This window comes from Curtobacterium sp. MCBD17_023 (assembly GCF_003224415.1).
Classification (GTDB): domain Bacteria; phylum Actinomycetota; class Actinomycetes; order Actinomycetales; family Microbacteriaceae; genus Curtobacterium.
This window is the reverse complement of the sequence record NZ_QKLJ01000017.1, coordinates 26,005-40,198: the sequence shown is the minus strand read 5'-3', so window position 1 is coordinate 40,198 and position 14,194 is coordinate 26,005. Positions and strand designations below refer to the sequence as shown.

Sequence of the window (14,194 nt, the reverse complement as noted above, 5' to 3'; positions counted from 1 at the left end):
ACCGTACCGTGCGGCGAGGGCGTCGGTCCGGGCGGGGCGTCGTCGCGGTGGCTGCTACGCTGGCTCCGCTCGCGAGTGTGGTGGAATGGTAGACACGGGGCACTCAAAATGCTCTGCCTCTGGCGTGCGGGTTCGAGTCCCGCCACTCGTACTCGGTCCGCTCGGCCGGTCCCGTCAGGTGCCCGATCGGACCCGCTGGGGATCGCGTCCGGATGCCGCCGTCCGATCGCGCGTCTAGTAGGCTCTTCGTCGTGAGTGACACAGAAGCAACCGCAGCCGCACCCCGTCGCGTCGTCGTCGCCGAGGACGAGTCGCTCATCCGTCTCGACATCGTCGAGATCCTCCGCGACAACGGGTTCGACGTGGTCGGTGAAGCCGGAGACGGCGAGACCGCGGTGCAGCTCGCCACCGACCTGCGTCCCGACCTCGTGATCATGGACGTCAAGATGCCGCAGCTCGACGGCATCTCCGCGGCCGAGAAGCTGTCGAAGAACCACATCGCCCCGGTCGTCCTGCTCACGGCGTTCAGCCAGAAGGAACTCGTCGAGCGTGCGACCGAGGCCGGCGCGCTGGCCTACGTGGTGAAGCCCTTCACGCCGAACGACCTGCTCCCCGCGATCGAGATCGCCCTCTCGCGGTACCAGCAGATCATCACGCTCGAGGCCGAGGTCGCGGACCTCGTCGAGCGCTTCGAGACCCGCAAGCTCGTCGACCGCGCCAAGGGCCTGCTCAACGAGAAGATGGGTCTCACCGAGCCCGAGGCCTTCCGCTGGATCCAGAAGGCGTCCATGGACCGCCGGCTCACGATGCACGACGTCGCCAAGGCGATCATCGAGCAGCTCAGCGCGAAGAAGTAGTCCCACCAGCCACCCCACGGAAGGCGCCGTCCGGAGCGGACGGCGCCTTCCGTGCGTCCGGCGTCATGCGGTCCTCGCTCCGGCGGCGCCAGCTGGCAGGCTGGGCACATGGACGACGTGGTGATCCGGGCCTCCCGGTCCGAAGACATGGCGACGGTGGCCGACCTGCGGTGGCGGTGGCGGGTGGACGAGGACGGCACGGCCCCGGCCGGGACGCCCGGGGCGTTCCGCGAGGCCATGGCGGCCTTCGCGCTCGCGCACCCGGAGACGCACCGGTGCGTGGTCGCCGAGCTCGACGGGGTCGTCGTCGGCATGGCCTGGCTCGCGATCGTCGCCCGACCACCGACCCCGGACCGCCCGGAGCGGTGCACGGCCGACGTGCAGACGGTGTACGTCGCACCCGAGGCCAGGGGCCGCGGTGTCGCGCAGCGGCTGGTCCGTGCGGCACTCGACCTCGCCGAGGAGGTCGGTGCGGAGCGGACGACCGTGCACTCGAGCGTCGCCGGCGAGACGCTGTACCGGCGGCTCGGGTTCGGGGACGCCCGACTGCTGCTCCAGGCGCCGCCCGAGGACTGACCGACCGCGGGGGTCAGCGAGCGTCGCGGATGATGTTCGTGATGCGTACCGTCGAGCAACGACGGCCCTCGTCGTCGGTGAGGACGATCTCGTGCGTCGTGAGGGTGCCGCCGAGGTGGATCGCGGTGCACGTGCCGGTCACACGGCCGCTCGTCGCGCTGCGGGAGTGCGAGGCGCTCAGCTCGATGCCCATGGCGTACCGACCCGGGCCGGCGTGGATGTTCGCCGCCATCGAGCCGAGGCTCTCGGCGAGGACGACGTACGCGCCACCGTGCAGGAGCCCGACCGGCTGGCGGTTGCCCTCGACGGGGATGCTCGCGACGGCACGCTCGGCGGAGAGCTCGGTGAAGACCATGCCCATCTTCTCCGCGAGTTCGCCCATGCCGCGGTCGGCGTACTCGGCGAGGCCCTCGGGGGAGCCGGTGGTGGTGGTCGCGTCGGTCATGCGTGCTCCTCGGGCGGTGGTCCTGCCCGCCGTCCTCGGAGCCGGCCCGGGGCCGGCCGTCGGGGGCCGTCGGTAGGCTGTCCGGGTGTCGGACTCCGCAAAGCCTACCCTCATGGTCATCGACGGCCACTCGCTCGCGTTCCGGGCGTTCTACGCCCTCCCGGTCGACAGTTTCGTGAACCGCGAGGGGCAGCACACGAACGCCATCCACGGCTTCATCTCGATGCTGCTCATGCTCCTCCAGCGCGAGAAGCCGACGCACCTGGCGGTCGCGTTCGACATCTCCCGGTTCTCGTTCCGCACCCGGGAGTACGAGGACTACAAGGGCACGCGCTCCGAGACCCCCGCGGAGTTCAAGGGCCAGATCCCGCTCCTGCAGCAGGCGCTCGAGGCGATGGGCATCACCACCGTCACGAAGGAGGACTTCGAGGCCGACGACATCCTCGCGACCCTCTCGAAGCAGGGCGCCGACCAGGGGTACCAGGTGTACGTCGTGTCCGGCGACCGCGACTCGATCCAGCTCGTGAACGACGACGTCACGCTGCTGTACCCGTCCGTGCGCGGGGTCTCCGAGCTCACCCGCTACGACCGCGACAAGGTGTACGAGCGCTACGGCATCGAGCCGCACCAGTACCCGGACATCGCCGCCCTCGTCGGTGAGACGAGCGACAACCTGATCGGCATCGACAAGGTCGGCGAGAAGACCGCCGTCAAGTGGATCACGCAGTACGGGTCGCTCGACGGCGTGCTCGAGCACGCCGACGAGATCAAGGGCGTCGTCGGCAACAACCTGCGCGAGCAGAAGGACCGGGCGATCCGGAACCGGAAGCTGAACCGGCTCGTCACCGACGTCGAGTTGCCGGTCGGTCCCGCCGACGTCGCCCTCCGACCGCTCGACGAAGCCGCGGTCCGCGAGCTGTTCGCGACCCTGCAGTTCCGCACGCTGCTCGACCGCGTCTTCAAGGTGGTGGGCGGCGGGGACGCGGCCGACGCCGTCACCACCGACGGCACCGTCGAGGACGCCGGTCCCACGCCGCCGCCGGTGAAGACCCTCATCGACGAGGAACTCGGTCACTGGCTCGAGCGGAAGGACGCCGCGGACGCCGAGAACGGCTACGGCGTCGCGGTCGAGGTCATCGACGGTCGTCTGAGCGCGATCGGCATCGCCACCCACGACGACGCCGTCCTCGTGCCGGGCGGCAGCGGGGCGCTCGACTACGAGCAGTTGGCCGCGTGGTTCGCCTCGGACGCCCCGAAGCACTTCCACGACGCGAAGGCCGCGATCAAGGCGCTCGGGACCGCGGGGTTCACGGTCGCGGGCGTCGCAGGGGATGCCCGCATCACCGGTTGGCTCGCGAACCCCGGCAAGCAGGGGCAGCCCCTCGCGGACCTCGTGTACCAGGAACTGGGCGAGGAGCTGCCGACCGCCGACCCGAACCAGCTCGTCCCCGAGACGGAGCCGGTCAACGTCGGCGTGCACGCCTGGTACGTGCTCCGCGTCACCACGGCCCTGCGTGCCCGCATCGACCCGAGCTCGCTGACGGTGCTCGACGACATCGAGCTCCCGCTGACGGCGGTGCTCGCGCGGATGGAGACCACCGGCGTCGGGATCGACCGACCGGTGCTCACCGGGCTCTCCCACGAGCTGGGGGAGCGCGCCGCCGACCTCGCGCAGCAGGCCTTCGCGGAGATCGGGCACGAGGTCAACCTCGGGTCGCCGAAGCAGCTGCAGGAGGTCCTGTTCACCGAGCTCGCGATGCCGAAGACCCGGAAGACGAAGACCGGGTTCTCCACGGACGCCGCGAGCCTGGCCGACCTGCAGGAGCAGCACCCGCACCCGTTCCTCGGACTGCTGCTGCAGCACCGCGACGCCACGAAGCTCCGGCAGATCGTCGACACCCTCGACGCCGCGGTCGTCGACGGTCGCATCCACACCCGGTACGAGCAGACCGGCACGAGCACCGGACGTGTCTCCTCCACGGACCCGAACCTGCAGAACATCCCGGTGAAGACCGCCGTCGGGCGCCGCATCCGGTCCGCGTTCGCCGTCGCCGAGCCGTACACGACACTGCTCACGGCCGACTACTCGCAGATCGAGATGCGGATCATGGCGCACCTGTCCGGGGACGCCGGCCTGATCCAGGCGTTCAACGAGGGCGAGGACCTGCACCGGTTCGTCGGCGCCCGCGTCTTCGGCGTCGAACCGTCCGACGTCAGCCCCGAGATGCGCACCAAGGTCAAGGCGATGTCCTACGGCCTGGCGTACGGCCTCAGCGCGTTCGGGCTCTCGAAGCAGCTCCGCATCGAGCAGAGCGAGGCCCGCACGCTCATGACGGAGTACTTCGCCCGCTTCGGCGCCGTGCGGGACTACCTCCGGAACGTGGTGGAGCAGGCCCGCGAGGACGGGTACACCGAGACGATCTTCGGCCGTCGTCGACCGTTCCCGGACCTGAAGAGCCCGAACCGGGTGCTCCGCGAGAACGCCGAGCGTGCCGCCCTGAACGCGCCCATCCAGGGATCCGCGGCGGACATCATGAAGATCGCGATGCTCGGGGTCGACGCGGACCTGCGCGACGGCGACCTCGGCTCCCGGCTGCTGCTGCAGGTGCACGACGAACTCATCCTCGAGGTCGCGCCCGGCGAGCAGGAGCGCGTCGAGGAGATCCTCCGGACCCGCATGGGCGGTGCCGCCGAGCTGAGCGTGCCGCTCGACGTGTCGGTCGGCGTCGGCCGGAACTGGGAGTCCGCGGCGCACTGACCGCGGCGCACCGCCCGTCGGACCGCCCGCCGCTCGCCTCCGGTGACCGGGGGAGCGGGGCTGGGTAGGGTCGACGACATGAGCGATGACCGTCCCGTCCGCCAGCCGTCCGCCGTCGACCAGGTCGCCGAGCAGTGGGTCACCACGCTCGTCGAGCTCGACCCGACGGTCGCCACGTACATCGGTGTGCCCGGGCGCACCGACTCCTACGGCGACACGTCCCCGGCGGGTGCCGCAGCCCTGGCCGACGCCGCTCGCGCCGCCCGCCGTGCACTGGACGCCGCCGACGCCCGCGACGACGTCGACCGGGTCACGAAGGCCGACCTCGGATCCGAGCTCGACCTGACCGTCGAGTCGTACGAGCGGAGGCTGCACCTCCGGGACCTCAACGTCATCCAGAGCCCCGCGCAGTCCCTCCGGGACGTGTTCGACCTCATGCCGACCGCCACGACGGACGACTGGCAGGACGTCGCCGGACGTCTGCAGGCCCTCCCGGACGCCCTCGAGGGGTACCGGGAGACGCTGCTCGAGGGCACCCGCGAGGGCGTCACCGCCGCGAAGCGCCAGGTCGAGCTCATCGCCGAACAGGCCGGCCGGAACGGCGCACCGGACGGGTTCTTCCGGCAGCTCGTCGACGGCGCCGCGCTCGAGGGCGGGGCGCCGGTCCCGGAGCAGCTGCGCGCCGAACTGACGCGCGGGGCCGAGGTCGCCGCGGCCGCCTACCGGTCCTTCGGCGCCTTCCTGCAGCACGACGTCCTGCCGCTCTCGACCCCGGTCGACGCGGTCGGTCGCGACGACTACGCCCTGCACTCCCGCCGGTTCCTCGGCGCCGTCGTCGACCTCGACGAGACGTACGAGTGGGGCATCGAGGAACTCGCCCGGATGCGCGACGAGCAGGAGCGGATCGCGGACCGCATCGAGTCCGGCGCGAGCGTCGCCCGCGCGATCGAGGTCCTCGACGCCGATCCGTCGCGGGTCCTGCACGGCACGGACGCCCTCCGCGCCTGGATGCAGGAGACCAGCGACGAGTCGATCCGGGCGATGGACGGCCGGTACTTCGACATCGCCGACCCGATCAAGCGCCTGGAGTGCCGGATCGCGCCCACCCAGGAGGGCGGGATCTACTACACCGGCCCGTCGGACGACTTCTCGCGCGCCGGGCGGATGTGGTGGTCCGTCCCGCAGGGCGTCACGGAGTTCGGCACCTGGCGGGAGAAGACGACGGTCTACCACGAGGGCGTCCCGGGGCACCACCTGCAGATCAGCCAGGCCGTGTACAACCGCGGCGAGCTCAACACCTGGCGGCGCCAACTCGCCGGTCCGTCCGGACACGTCGAGGGCTGGGCGCTGTACGCCGAGCGGTTGATGGAGCAGCTCGGGTTCCTCGACGACGACGGCGACCGTCTCGGCATGCTCGACGGTCAGCGGATGCGCGCGGCCCGCGTGGTCCTCGACATCGGGGTGCACCTGCAGAAGACCAACCCCGACGGTGGCGGCTGGACGTGGGAGTACGCGCTCGACTTCATGGGGCGGAACGTCAACATGGACCCCGCGTTCGTGCAGTTCGAAGTCGCGCGCTACTTCGGGTGGCCGGGTCAGGCCCCGTCGTACAAGGTCGGGCAGCGGGTCTGGGAGTCGATCCGGGACGACGTGGCCGCCCGCGAGGGGTCGTCCTTCGACCTCAAGGCGTTCCACCACCGCGCCCTGGCACTCGGCGGCGTCGGGCTCGACACGCTGCGGAGTGCGCTCGTCGGCTGACCGTGACACGCCCGGTTGTGGGCGCCGGTCCCGCTGGATATACTTGTGCGGCGCAATCCGCGCCAACAACACACACCGCCACGGTGGCTCGCACCGGGTCCGACAGGTCGCACGACCTGCAGGACCGGATCGCGGACCGGGGGTCGCTCCCTCGCCGCCTGGCCCGACTCATGTCCGTTCGGAGCAATCTCTACATGACAACCACCACGACCAAGGCTCCCAAGCAGGTCGCCATCAACGACATCGGCTCGGCTGATGACTTCCTGGCCGAGGTCGAGAAGACCCTGAAGTTCTTCAACGACGGAGACCTCATCTCCGGCACCGTCGTGAAGATCGACCGCGACGAGGTCCTCCTCGACGTCGGGTACAAGACCGAGGGTGTCATCCCCTCGCGCGAGCTCTCGATCAAGCACGACGTCGACCCCAACGAGGTCGTCAACGTCGGTGACGAGGTCGAGGCCCTGGTCCTCCAGAAGGAGGACAAGGAAGGCCGCCTGATCCTGTCGAAGAAGCGTGCACAGTACGAGCGTGCATGGGGCGACGTCGAGAAGATCAAGGAGTCCGACGGTGTCGTGACCGGTACGGTCATCGAGGTCGTCAAGGGCGGTCTCATCGTCGACATCGGCCTCCGCGGCTTCCTCCCGGCCTCGCTCATCGAGCTGCGCCGTGTCCGCGACCTGACGCCGTACCTCGGTCAGGAGCTCGAGGCGAAGATCCTCGAGCTCGACAAGAACCGCAACAACGTGGTCCTCTCGCGCCGCGCCCTGCTCGAGCAGACGCAGTCCGAGTCGCGCACCACGTTCCTCAACAACCTCCACAAGGGCCAGGTCCGCAAGGGCGTCGTCTCGTCGATCGTCAACTTCGGTGCGTTCGTCGACCTCGGCGGCGTCGACGGTCTCGTCCACGTCTCCGAGCTCAGCTGGAAGCACATCGAGCACGCCAGCGAGGTCGTCGAGGTCGGTCAGGAAGTCACCGTCGAGATCCTCGAGGTGGACCTGGACCGCGAGCGCGTGTCGCTCTCGCTCAAGGCCACGCAGGAAGACCCGTGGCAGGTCTTCGCCCGCACCCACGCGATCGGTCAGATCGCGCCGGGCAAGGTCACGAAGCTCGTGCCGTTCGGTGCGTTCGTCCGCGTCGCGGACGGCATCGAGGGTCTCGTGCACATCTCGGAGCTCTCGAACAAGCACGTCGAGCTCGCCGAGCAGGTCGTGTCCGTGGGCGACGAGGTGTTCGTCAAGATCATCGACATCGACCTCGACCGTCGCCGCATCTCGCTCAGCCTCAAGCAGGCCAACGAGGGCGTCGACCCGGAGAGCACCGAGTTCGACCCGGCGCTCTACGGCATGCCGACCGAGTACGACGACAAGGGTGACTACAAGTACCCCGAGGGCTTCGACCCGGAGACGAACGAGTGGCTCGAGGGCTACGACACCCAGCGCGAGGAGTGGGAGCGTCAGTACGCTGCCGCCCAGGCCCGCTGGGAGGCCCACAAGGCCCAGGTCGCCAAGTCGCTCACCGAAGAGGCGCAGGGTGGCTTCGACCTCCCGGCCGCTGCCTCGTCGTCGTTCACGAGCGAGACGACCGGCGCCGGCACCCTCGCCGACGACGCGTCCCTCGCGGCACTCCGTGAGAAGCTCAGCTCGACCAACTGAGCACCGCTCGATCGACTGATCGAGTCGCACTGACCGGAGCCCGGTCCTGATCGTCCCGCACGGGGCGGTCGGGCCGGGCTTCCGGCGTTCGTGGAGCCGTCCGTGCCACGCTGTCGTCGTGCGCATCATCGGACTCACGGGCGGCATCGCCGCGGGCAAGTCGACGGTCTCCGGGCGGTTCGCGGAGCACGGCGCGGTGGTGGTGGACGCCGACCAGCTCGCGCGGGACGCCGTCGCTCCGGGCAGTGCTGGCCTCGCCGCGGTGCGGGAGCGGTTCGGTCCCGCGGTCGTGACGGAGGAGGGCGAGCTCGACCGTCCGGCGCTCGGCGCGATCGTGTTCGCGGACGCCGCCGCCCGGAAGGACCTGGAGGGCATCACCCACCCGGAGGTGTGGCGTCTCGCGCAGGAGCGGTTCGACGCCGCCGGGGCCGCGGACCCCGACGCCGTCGTCGTCTACGACGTGCCGCTCCTGGCCGAGGCGGCCGGCGCACGCCCCCTGCGCTTCGACGCCGTCGTGGTCGTCGACGCCCCGGCCGCGGTCCGGGTCGAGCGGCTCGTCGAGCACCGTGGCATGGCGCGTGCGGACGCCGAGCGGCGGGTCGCCGCCCAGGCGTCGGACGCGGACCGTCTCGCCCTCGCCGACCACGTCGTCGACGCGACCCGCTCGGTCGAGGACACGATCCGCTCGGCGGACGAGGTCTGGGCCCGACTCGTCCGATGAGGGCTCATCACCGCCTGCTGGTCGTCGCGGTCCTCGTCCTGGTCGCGATCGGTCTGGCCTCGTTCGTCGGCGCGAACGTGCTCGGCGGGCAGCGGGTCGCCGAGGGCGGGCGGCCGGGGTTGCCGCACCGCACGCTCGGCCCCGAGGAGACGCCGCAGGACGTCTTCCACCGCTTCCGTCTGGGCTCCATCGACGGCGAGCGGTTGTCGCCGAACCGGAACGGCTTCGCCGCCCGGACCACACCGGACGGTCCGCTGCTGCTGTTCCTGCCGGCCACGCGGTCGAAGCCGGCCGAGTACCAGCGCTTCCTGACGACGGCGCTGGGCGACGGGTACCACGTGCTCGGCCTCGACTACTGGAACCTCGGCAAGACACTGTCCGCGACGTGCGAGGCCGATGCGCGCTGCTACGGACAGGTCCAGCGGAACCGGTTCGACGGCACCCGGAGTTCGGAGTACAGCCGCGTCACCCCGGCGGGCTCGATCGTGTCGCGGTTCCGGGACGCGGTGGCGCACCTGGACGAGGTGGACCCCGACGGCGGCTGGGGGCGGTTCGTGCAGGCCGACGAGGACATCACCTGGGGGGACATCGTCGTCGCCGGCCACTCACAGGGCGGAGGCGAGGCCGCGTACATCGCCCACATCCGGCCCGTCCTCGGTGCCCTGATGTTCGCCGCGCCGGTGGAGTCCGTCGGTCCGGTCCACGCGGCCTGGATGGACCGCCCCGGCCGGACCCCGGCGACCCGCATGTACGCGCTCGACGACGTCCGCGACTCCTACCGACCGCGGATCGCCGGTTCGTGGACGGCGCTCGGGCTCGCGGGACGGGGCGGCGCCGGTGGCACGGGCGAGCCCTGGCGGACCCGGACCGCTCCGCCACGTCCCGGGGCCGACCCGCACGCGATCCTGACCAGGCTGCCCGGCGGTGATGCCCGCCACGCGCACTCCCGGGTGGTCAAGGACACGACCCCGCTCGACGAGCACGGCGACCCGCACATGCTCGCGTTGTGGCAGTGGTTGCTGCACCGGTTCCCCACGCCCGACGTTCCCTCCGCGCGGTCATAGGCGACGGAAATACGATGGGACGGTGCAGCACGACGGCGGTCCCTCCTCTCCCACCTCCCCGGGCGTCCCCGACAGCGGGGACGACCCGGCGACCGCGAGCGGTGGGCCGCCGACGCTGCCCGGGCTCGCCGACCTCGTCCGCCGCCGAGCCGAGCAGGACGGCGACCGCTCGTACCTCGAGGACGCCCGCTCGGACCGCGTCCTCACGTACCGTGCGCTGCACGACGCCGTGACCGCCTGGTCGCGCACCTTCGACGCGATCGGGATGCCGGCCTCCGGCGGTGTCCTCGTCGACGTCGGCGACCCGCTCGCCTTCGCCGTCGTCCACCTCGCCGCGGTCGCCTCCGGGCGCCGGTCGGTCCCGGTCGACACCGGCCAGCCGGCCACCGAACCCGCTCGGCTCGCAGCCCTCCTGGGGGGTGCGGTCATGGTCGTCTCCGACCGTCCGGAGGACGCGACCGTCCCCGGAGCGCCGGCCGCCGGTGTGGACGCGGCCACGTACCTCCCGACCGGGGTGCGTGACGGCGACGTGGCGGAGGGGGTGCCGGACGCTCCCGGACAGGGCTCGGTCGTCCTGTTCACCTCCGGGTCGACCGGGACGCCGAAGGGCGTCGAGCTGCCGGAGTCACAGCTGCTCGCCGTCGCCCGCGCCGTGGCGGAGCACAACCGGCTGACCGAGCACGACCGCGGGTTCAACTCGCTGCCGCTGTTCCACGTCAACGCCGAGGTCGTGGGCCTCCTCGCCACCCTCGTCGCCGGCGCGACGCTCGTGCTCGACCGCCGGTTCCGACGGACCGGCTTCTGGGAACTGCTCGAGGAGCGCCGGATCACCTGGCTCAACGCGGTGCCCGCGGTCCTCGCGGTCCTCGCCAAGACCGGTCCGTTGGCGTTCCCTGGGACGCTCCGCTTCGTCCGGAGCGCGTCGGCCCCGCTGCCCGACACGGTGCGCGCCGCCCTCGGGGACGTCCCGCTCGTCGTGAGTTGGGGCATGACCGAGGGAGCCAGCCAGATCACCGCGACGCCGCTCGGCGCACCGGCGCGGCCCGGTTCCGTCGGACTGCCCGTCGGTTCCGAGGTGCAGGTCCGCGGCGAGGACGGCGCGGTGCTGCCGGCCGGCGAGATCGGTGCGCTCTGGGTACGGGGACCGGGCATCGTCCGGTCGTACCTGGGTGGACGCGCGGCCGACCGGTTCGACGCCGACGGGTGGCTGTCGACCGGGGACCTCGGGTCGATCGCACCGGACGGCTGGGTGTCCCTCGCGGGCCGCTCCGACGACGTCATCAACCGCGGCGGCGAGAAGGTCTACCCGTCCGAGGTGGAGGACGTCCTGCTGCGTGACCCTCGCGTGCTCGAGGCCGTCGTGGTCGGGCGGCCGGACGACGTGCTCGGTGCCGTCCCCGTGGCCTACGTCATCGCGCAGGAGGACGTCGACACCGCGGGCCTGCTCGAGGACCTCGCGGCGCTGGCGGAGTCCGCCCTGACCCGGTTCCGTCGGCCGGCCGAGATCTCCCTGGTGCCCGACCTCCCGCGCGCCCCCACCGGCAAGGTCCAGCGGGCCCGCGTCCGAGCCATGGCCGAGTCACGGTGAGCGCGCGTCCCACACCGACCGGGCACGACGCCGCGAGCGCAACGACCGGCACGAGTGCGACCGCCACCGATGCGGCCGGCACCACTGCGGCCGGCGCCACTGCGGCCGACACCACGGGCACGACGACGGGTGTGCAGACGCCGACGCGGACGGCGTCCGGGCGCCCGCGCCACCTGTACGAGGTCGACGTGCTGCGCATCCTCACCTTCGCCTGCGTCATCGGCGTCCACACAACGAGCCACACGGTCGCCTCCGACGACGTCGGGCTCTACGCCGTGCTCGGCCTGCTGCACTTCACCCGGCTGGTCTTCTTCTCGCTGACCGCGTTCGTCCTGGTGTACAGCTGGTCCCTCCGCCCACGGCCGCTCGCGCAGTTCTGGCCCCGCCGCTTCCTGCTCGTCGGCGTGCCGTACCTGGCCTGGTCGTTCGTGTACGTCGTGGCGGCCTGGCTCATCGACGGGACGACCCGTGGGGACGTCCCGGCACTCGTGACGACCGCAGCCGAGGGGATCGTCACCGGGACGGCCTGGTACCACCTGTACTTCCTGCTCGTGACGATGCAGGTGTACCTGCTCCTGCCGGTGATCGTCTGGCTGGTCAGGGTCACCCGACGGCACCACGTCACGCTCCTGGTGGTCTCGTTCGTCGTCCAGCTGGCCGTCTTCGCCGCCTACAAGTACGAGCCGCACTCGATCGACTGGTTGCACGGCTACCAGAAGCAGTTCTTCTTCTCGTACGTGTTCTTCATCGTGGCGGGTGCCGTCGCCGCGGACCACGCCGATGCGTTCCTGCGCTTCATCCGCGAGCACCGACCAGCCGTCCTGTGGGCGTTCGCCGGGGCCGGTGCCGTCACGCTCGGGGTCTGGTGGGTGCAGGTCGGCCTCGGGCAGTCCCTCTACGCCGCCGGCACTCCGCTGCAGCCCGTCCAGGTGCTGTGGAGCACCGCGGTCTTCGTCGGGTTCCTGACGATCGGCGCCGCGTGGGCGGACCGCCGCCGCGCCGACGGCCCACTGGCCCGGGTCGTCGACTACGCCTCGGACCGGTCGTTCGGGATCTTCCTCAGCCACCCGTTCGTGATCTGGATCCTGCTGTACGGGGACAGCTGGCTCGAAGCCGTGGTGCCGAAGCCGTGGCTGACGCTCGTGACCGTCGTGCTCGTCCTCGTGCTGTCGGTCGCGGTGACCGAGGTGTTCCGGTGGACGCCGCTCAGCGTGCCGCTCACCGGTCGCCCGTCGCGCGCACGACGGCGCGTCGCGCGCACCGCCGCCTGAGCAGCCCTACCGGTCAGGGGTGCTGTGGGCCTCCCGGCCGTGCGGTCAGTGGGTCCCGCCGCGCTCCGCTGCCGGGACACCGGTCTCGAGCACCCCGTCCGTCATGGTGAGCCGCTGGGGCTTCATCACCCACGCCACGACGGCGGCGGCCGCGAGGAGGGCACAGGAGATCCCGAACGGGATCTGCCAGCCGGAGGCCTCGATGAGCGTGCCGAAGACGATGGGAGAGACGACGCCCGCCACGCCGAAGCCGGTGTTCATGAAGCCGGAAGCCGTGCCCGACCACTGCGGCGCGACGTCCATCGGGATCGCCCACAGGTTCGCGTTGCAGAGCTCGAGGAAGAAGAACGACAGCGCGAGCGACACCGTGGCCACGGTGAGGCTCTGTCCGGCGACGAGCAGGGGCAGCAGGCACACGAGTGACCCGCCGAGCCCGACGACCAGGACCACCCGGCGCGCGTGACGGCTGTCCCCGCCGCGGTGGATGATCCGGTCGCTCAGCATGCCGCCGACGGTGTCGCCGACGACGCCGGCGAGCAGCACCGCGGTGGTGAACCACGCGAAGGCGGTGATCTCGAGGTCGTACTCGTCGCTGAGGAAGGTCGGGATCCAGGTCAGGAACACCCAGAGCGTCCAGCCGTAGCCGAAGTCGACGAACGAGACCGGCAGGATCTGCTTCGCGAGGGCCCGCCACGGCACCGGCGGCCGGGTCGCCCGGGTCTCCACGGGCGGGAGCTCCGCCAACTCGGTCGCGGTGATCCCCCGGGCGTCCTCGGGGCGGTCCCGGAAGGCGACGAACCAGACGATGCCCCAGGCGACGGACAGGAGGGCCGTGGCGAAGAAGGCGAGTCGCCATCCGCTGATGGCGATGAAGTACGCCACGAGGAGGGGCGCGAGGGCGTTGCCGAGGCGGGCGGCCGAGTGCACGACGCCCTGCGCGAAGCCGTTCCGGTCGCGCGGGATCCACCGGCTCATCGCCTGGGTCGCGGACGGGAAGGCGGCCGCTTCGCTGAGGCCGAGGAGGAGCCGTGCGGCGAGCAGCGTCCAGAACCCGACCGCGAGACCGGTCCACAGCGTCGCGACGCCCCACACCACGGTGATGACGAAGAGCGCGCGGCGCGGACCCGCCTTCTCGCTGATCGTCCCGCCGAACACCTGGAGCAGCGCGTAGGGGAGTGAGAAGGCCGCCACGACGTACCCGGCGGCGGACTCGGTGAGCCCGAACTCCTCGGTGATGTGCGGCAGGGCCGTGGAGATGTTCGTCCGGTCGATGTACGAGATCGCGTACATGAAGCAGAGCAGGACGAGCACCCGGCCGCGGATGCGTCCGCGGAACGGGGTGCCCTTCGTCGGGATCGGTGCTGGCGCCGCAGCGGGGGCCGTGGTCATGGGGCCTCTTCGGTCGGGTTGCTGAACGGACCGGAGGCTACGACCGTCGCCGATCAGGACCCTCGGAGTCCGCTATCAGGTGACAGTACGCCGTGGGCGAGCAGAACCGTCCGAT

Annotated in this window: 11 protein-coding genes and 1 tRNA gene; 10 read left to right on the top strand and 2 right to left on the bottom strand. The window is 71.3% G+C overall.

Annotation, left to right across the window (positions count from 1 at the left end; genetic code table 11):
* Positions 1-71: 71 nt before the first annotated feature.
* The 3 genes from DEI84_RS13910 (at position 72) to DEI84_RS13900 (ending at position 1,433) form a co-directional block, all read left to right on the top strand.
* Positions 72-151: transfer RNA gene (locus tag DEI84_RS13910), tRNA-Leu, on the top strand.
* A 100-nt stretch (positions 152-251) separates the two neighbouring features.
* Positions 252-857, top strand: a complete 606-nt coding sequence (locus DEI84_RS13905) for an ANTAR domain-containing response regulator (protein ID WP_110825040.1) — start codon at positions 252-254, stop codon at positions 855-857.
* A 108-nt stretch (positions 858-965) separates the two neighbouring features.
* Positions 966-1,433 carry a GNAT family N-acetyltransferase gene (locus DEI84_RS13900; protein ID WP_110891286.1) on the top strand — a complete coding sequence of 156 codons (468 nt, stop codon included), beginning with the start codon at positions 966-968 and terminating at the stop codon, positions 1,431-1,433.
* 13 nt (positions 1,434-1,446) lie between these two features.
* Here DEI84_RS13900 and DEI84_RS13895 read toward each other — a convergent pair whose 3' ends face one another.
* Complete coding sequence (locus DEI84_RS13895; protein WP_110825038.1) at positions 1,447-1,878, bottom strand: PaaI family thioesterase; 432 nt, start codon at positions 1,876-1,878, stop codon at positions 1,447-1,449.
* A gap of 85 nt (positions 1,879-1,963) precedes the next feature.
* Here DEI84_RS13895 and polA point away from each other — a divergent pair, with 85 nt between their 5' ends.
* From polA to DEI84_RS13865, 7 genes are all read left to right on the top strand, one after another.
* A complete protein-coding gene (polA, locus tag DEI84_RS13890) occupies positions 1,964-4,636 on the top strand; it encodes a DNA polymerase I (protein ID WP_110891285.1) in 2,673 nt (890 codons plus the stop codon).
* Between the two features lie 78 nt (positions 4,637-4,714).
* Positions 4,715-6,394, top strand: a complete 1,680-nt coding sequence (locus DEI84_RS13885) for a DUF885 domain-containing protein (RefSeq protein WP_110825036.1) — start codon at positions 4,715-4,717, stop codon at positions 6,392-6,394.
* A 194-nt stretch (positions 6,395-6,588) separates the two neighbouring features.
* On the top strand, positions 6,589-8,046 hold the full coding sequence (gene rpsA / locus DEI84_RS13880; RefSeq protein WP_110825035.1) for a 30S ribosomal protein S1: 1,458 nt from the start codon (positions 6,589-6,591) through the stop codon (positions 8,044-8,046).
* A gap of 118 nt (positions 8,047-8,164) precedes the next feature.
* Complete coding sequence (gene coaE, locus DEI84_RS13875) at positions 8,165-8,767, top strand: dephospho-CoA kinase (protein ID WP_110891284.1); 603 nt, start codon at positions 8,165-8,167, stop codon at positions 8,765-8,767.
* Complete coding sequence (locus DEI84_RS15770; protein WP_181420470.1) at positions 8,764-9,831, top strand: hypothetical protein; 1,068 nt, start codon at positions 8,764-8,766, stop codon at positions 9,829-9,831. Before coaE ends, DEI84_RS15770 begins: the two co-directional genes overlap by 4 nt.
* Positions 9,832-9,853: 22 nt before the next feature.
* Positions 9,854-11,419, top strand: coding sequence for a class I adenylate-forming enzyme family protein (locus DEI84_RS13870; protein ID WP_181420469.1), 1,566 nt, complete (start codon positions 9,854-9,856; stop codon positions 11,417-11,419).
* A complete protein-coding gene (locus DEI84_RS13865) occupies positions 11,416-12,690 on the top strand; it encodes an acyltransferase (protein ID WP_110891282.1) in 1,275 nt (424 codons plus the stop codon). Before DEI84_RS13870 ends, DEI84_RS13865 begins: the two co-directional genes overlap by 4 nt.
* 45 nt (positions 12,691-12,735) lie before the next feature.
* Here the strand turns inward: DEI84_RS13865 and DEI84_RS13860 are convergent, their stop codons facing one another.
* On the bottom strand, positions 12,736-14,079 hold the full coding sequence (locus DEI84_RS13860; RefSeq protein WP_110891281.1) for an MFS transporter: 1,344 nt from the start codon (positions 14,077-14,079) through the stop codon (positions 12,736-12,738).
* Between the last annotated feature and the right edge of the window lie 115 nt (positions 14,080-14,194).

What these genes read in the sequence shown, in the direction of transcription:
- DEI84_RS13900 (WP_110891286.1), top strand. Translation starts at nt 966, where the DNA reads ATGGACGACGTGGTGATCCGGGCCTCCCGGTCCGAAGACATGGCGACG.
- DEI84_RS13895 (WP_110825038.1), bottom strand. Translation starts at nt 1,878, where the DNA reads ATGACCGACGCGACCACCACCACCGGCTCCCCCGAGGGCCTCGCCGAG.
- DEI84_RS13885 (WP_110825036.1), top strand. Translation starts at nt 4,715, where the DNA reads ATGAGCGATGACCGTCCCGTCCGCCAGCCGTCCGCCGTCGACCAGGTC.
- rpsA (WP_110825035.1), top strand. Translation starts at nt 6,589, where the DNA reads ATGACAACCACCACGACCAAGGCTCCCAAGCAGGTCGCCATCAACGAC.
- DEI84_RS15770 (WP_181420470.1), top strand. Translation starts at nt 8,764, where the DNA reads ATGAGGGCTCATCACCGCCTGCTGGTCGTCGCGGTCCTCGTCCTGGTC.
- DEI84_RS13860 (WP_110891281.1), bottom strand. Translation starts at nt 14,079, where the DNA reads ATGACCACGGCCCCCGCTGCGGCGCCAGCACCGATCCCGACGAAGGGC.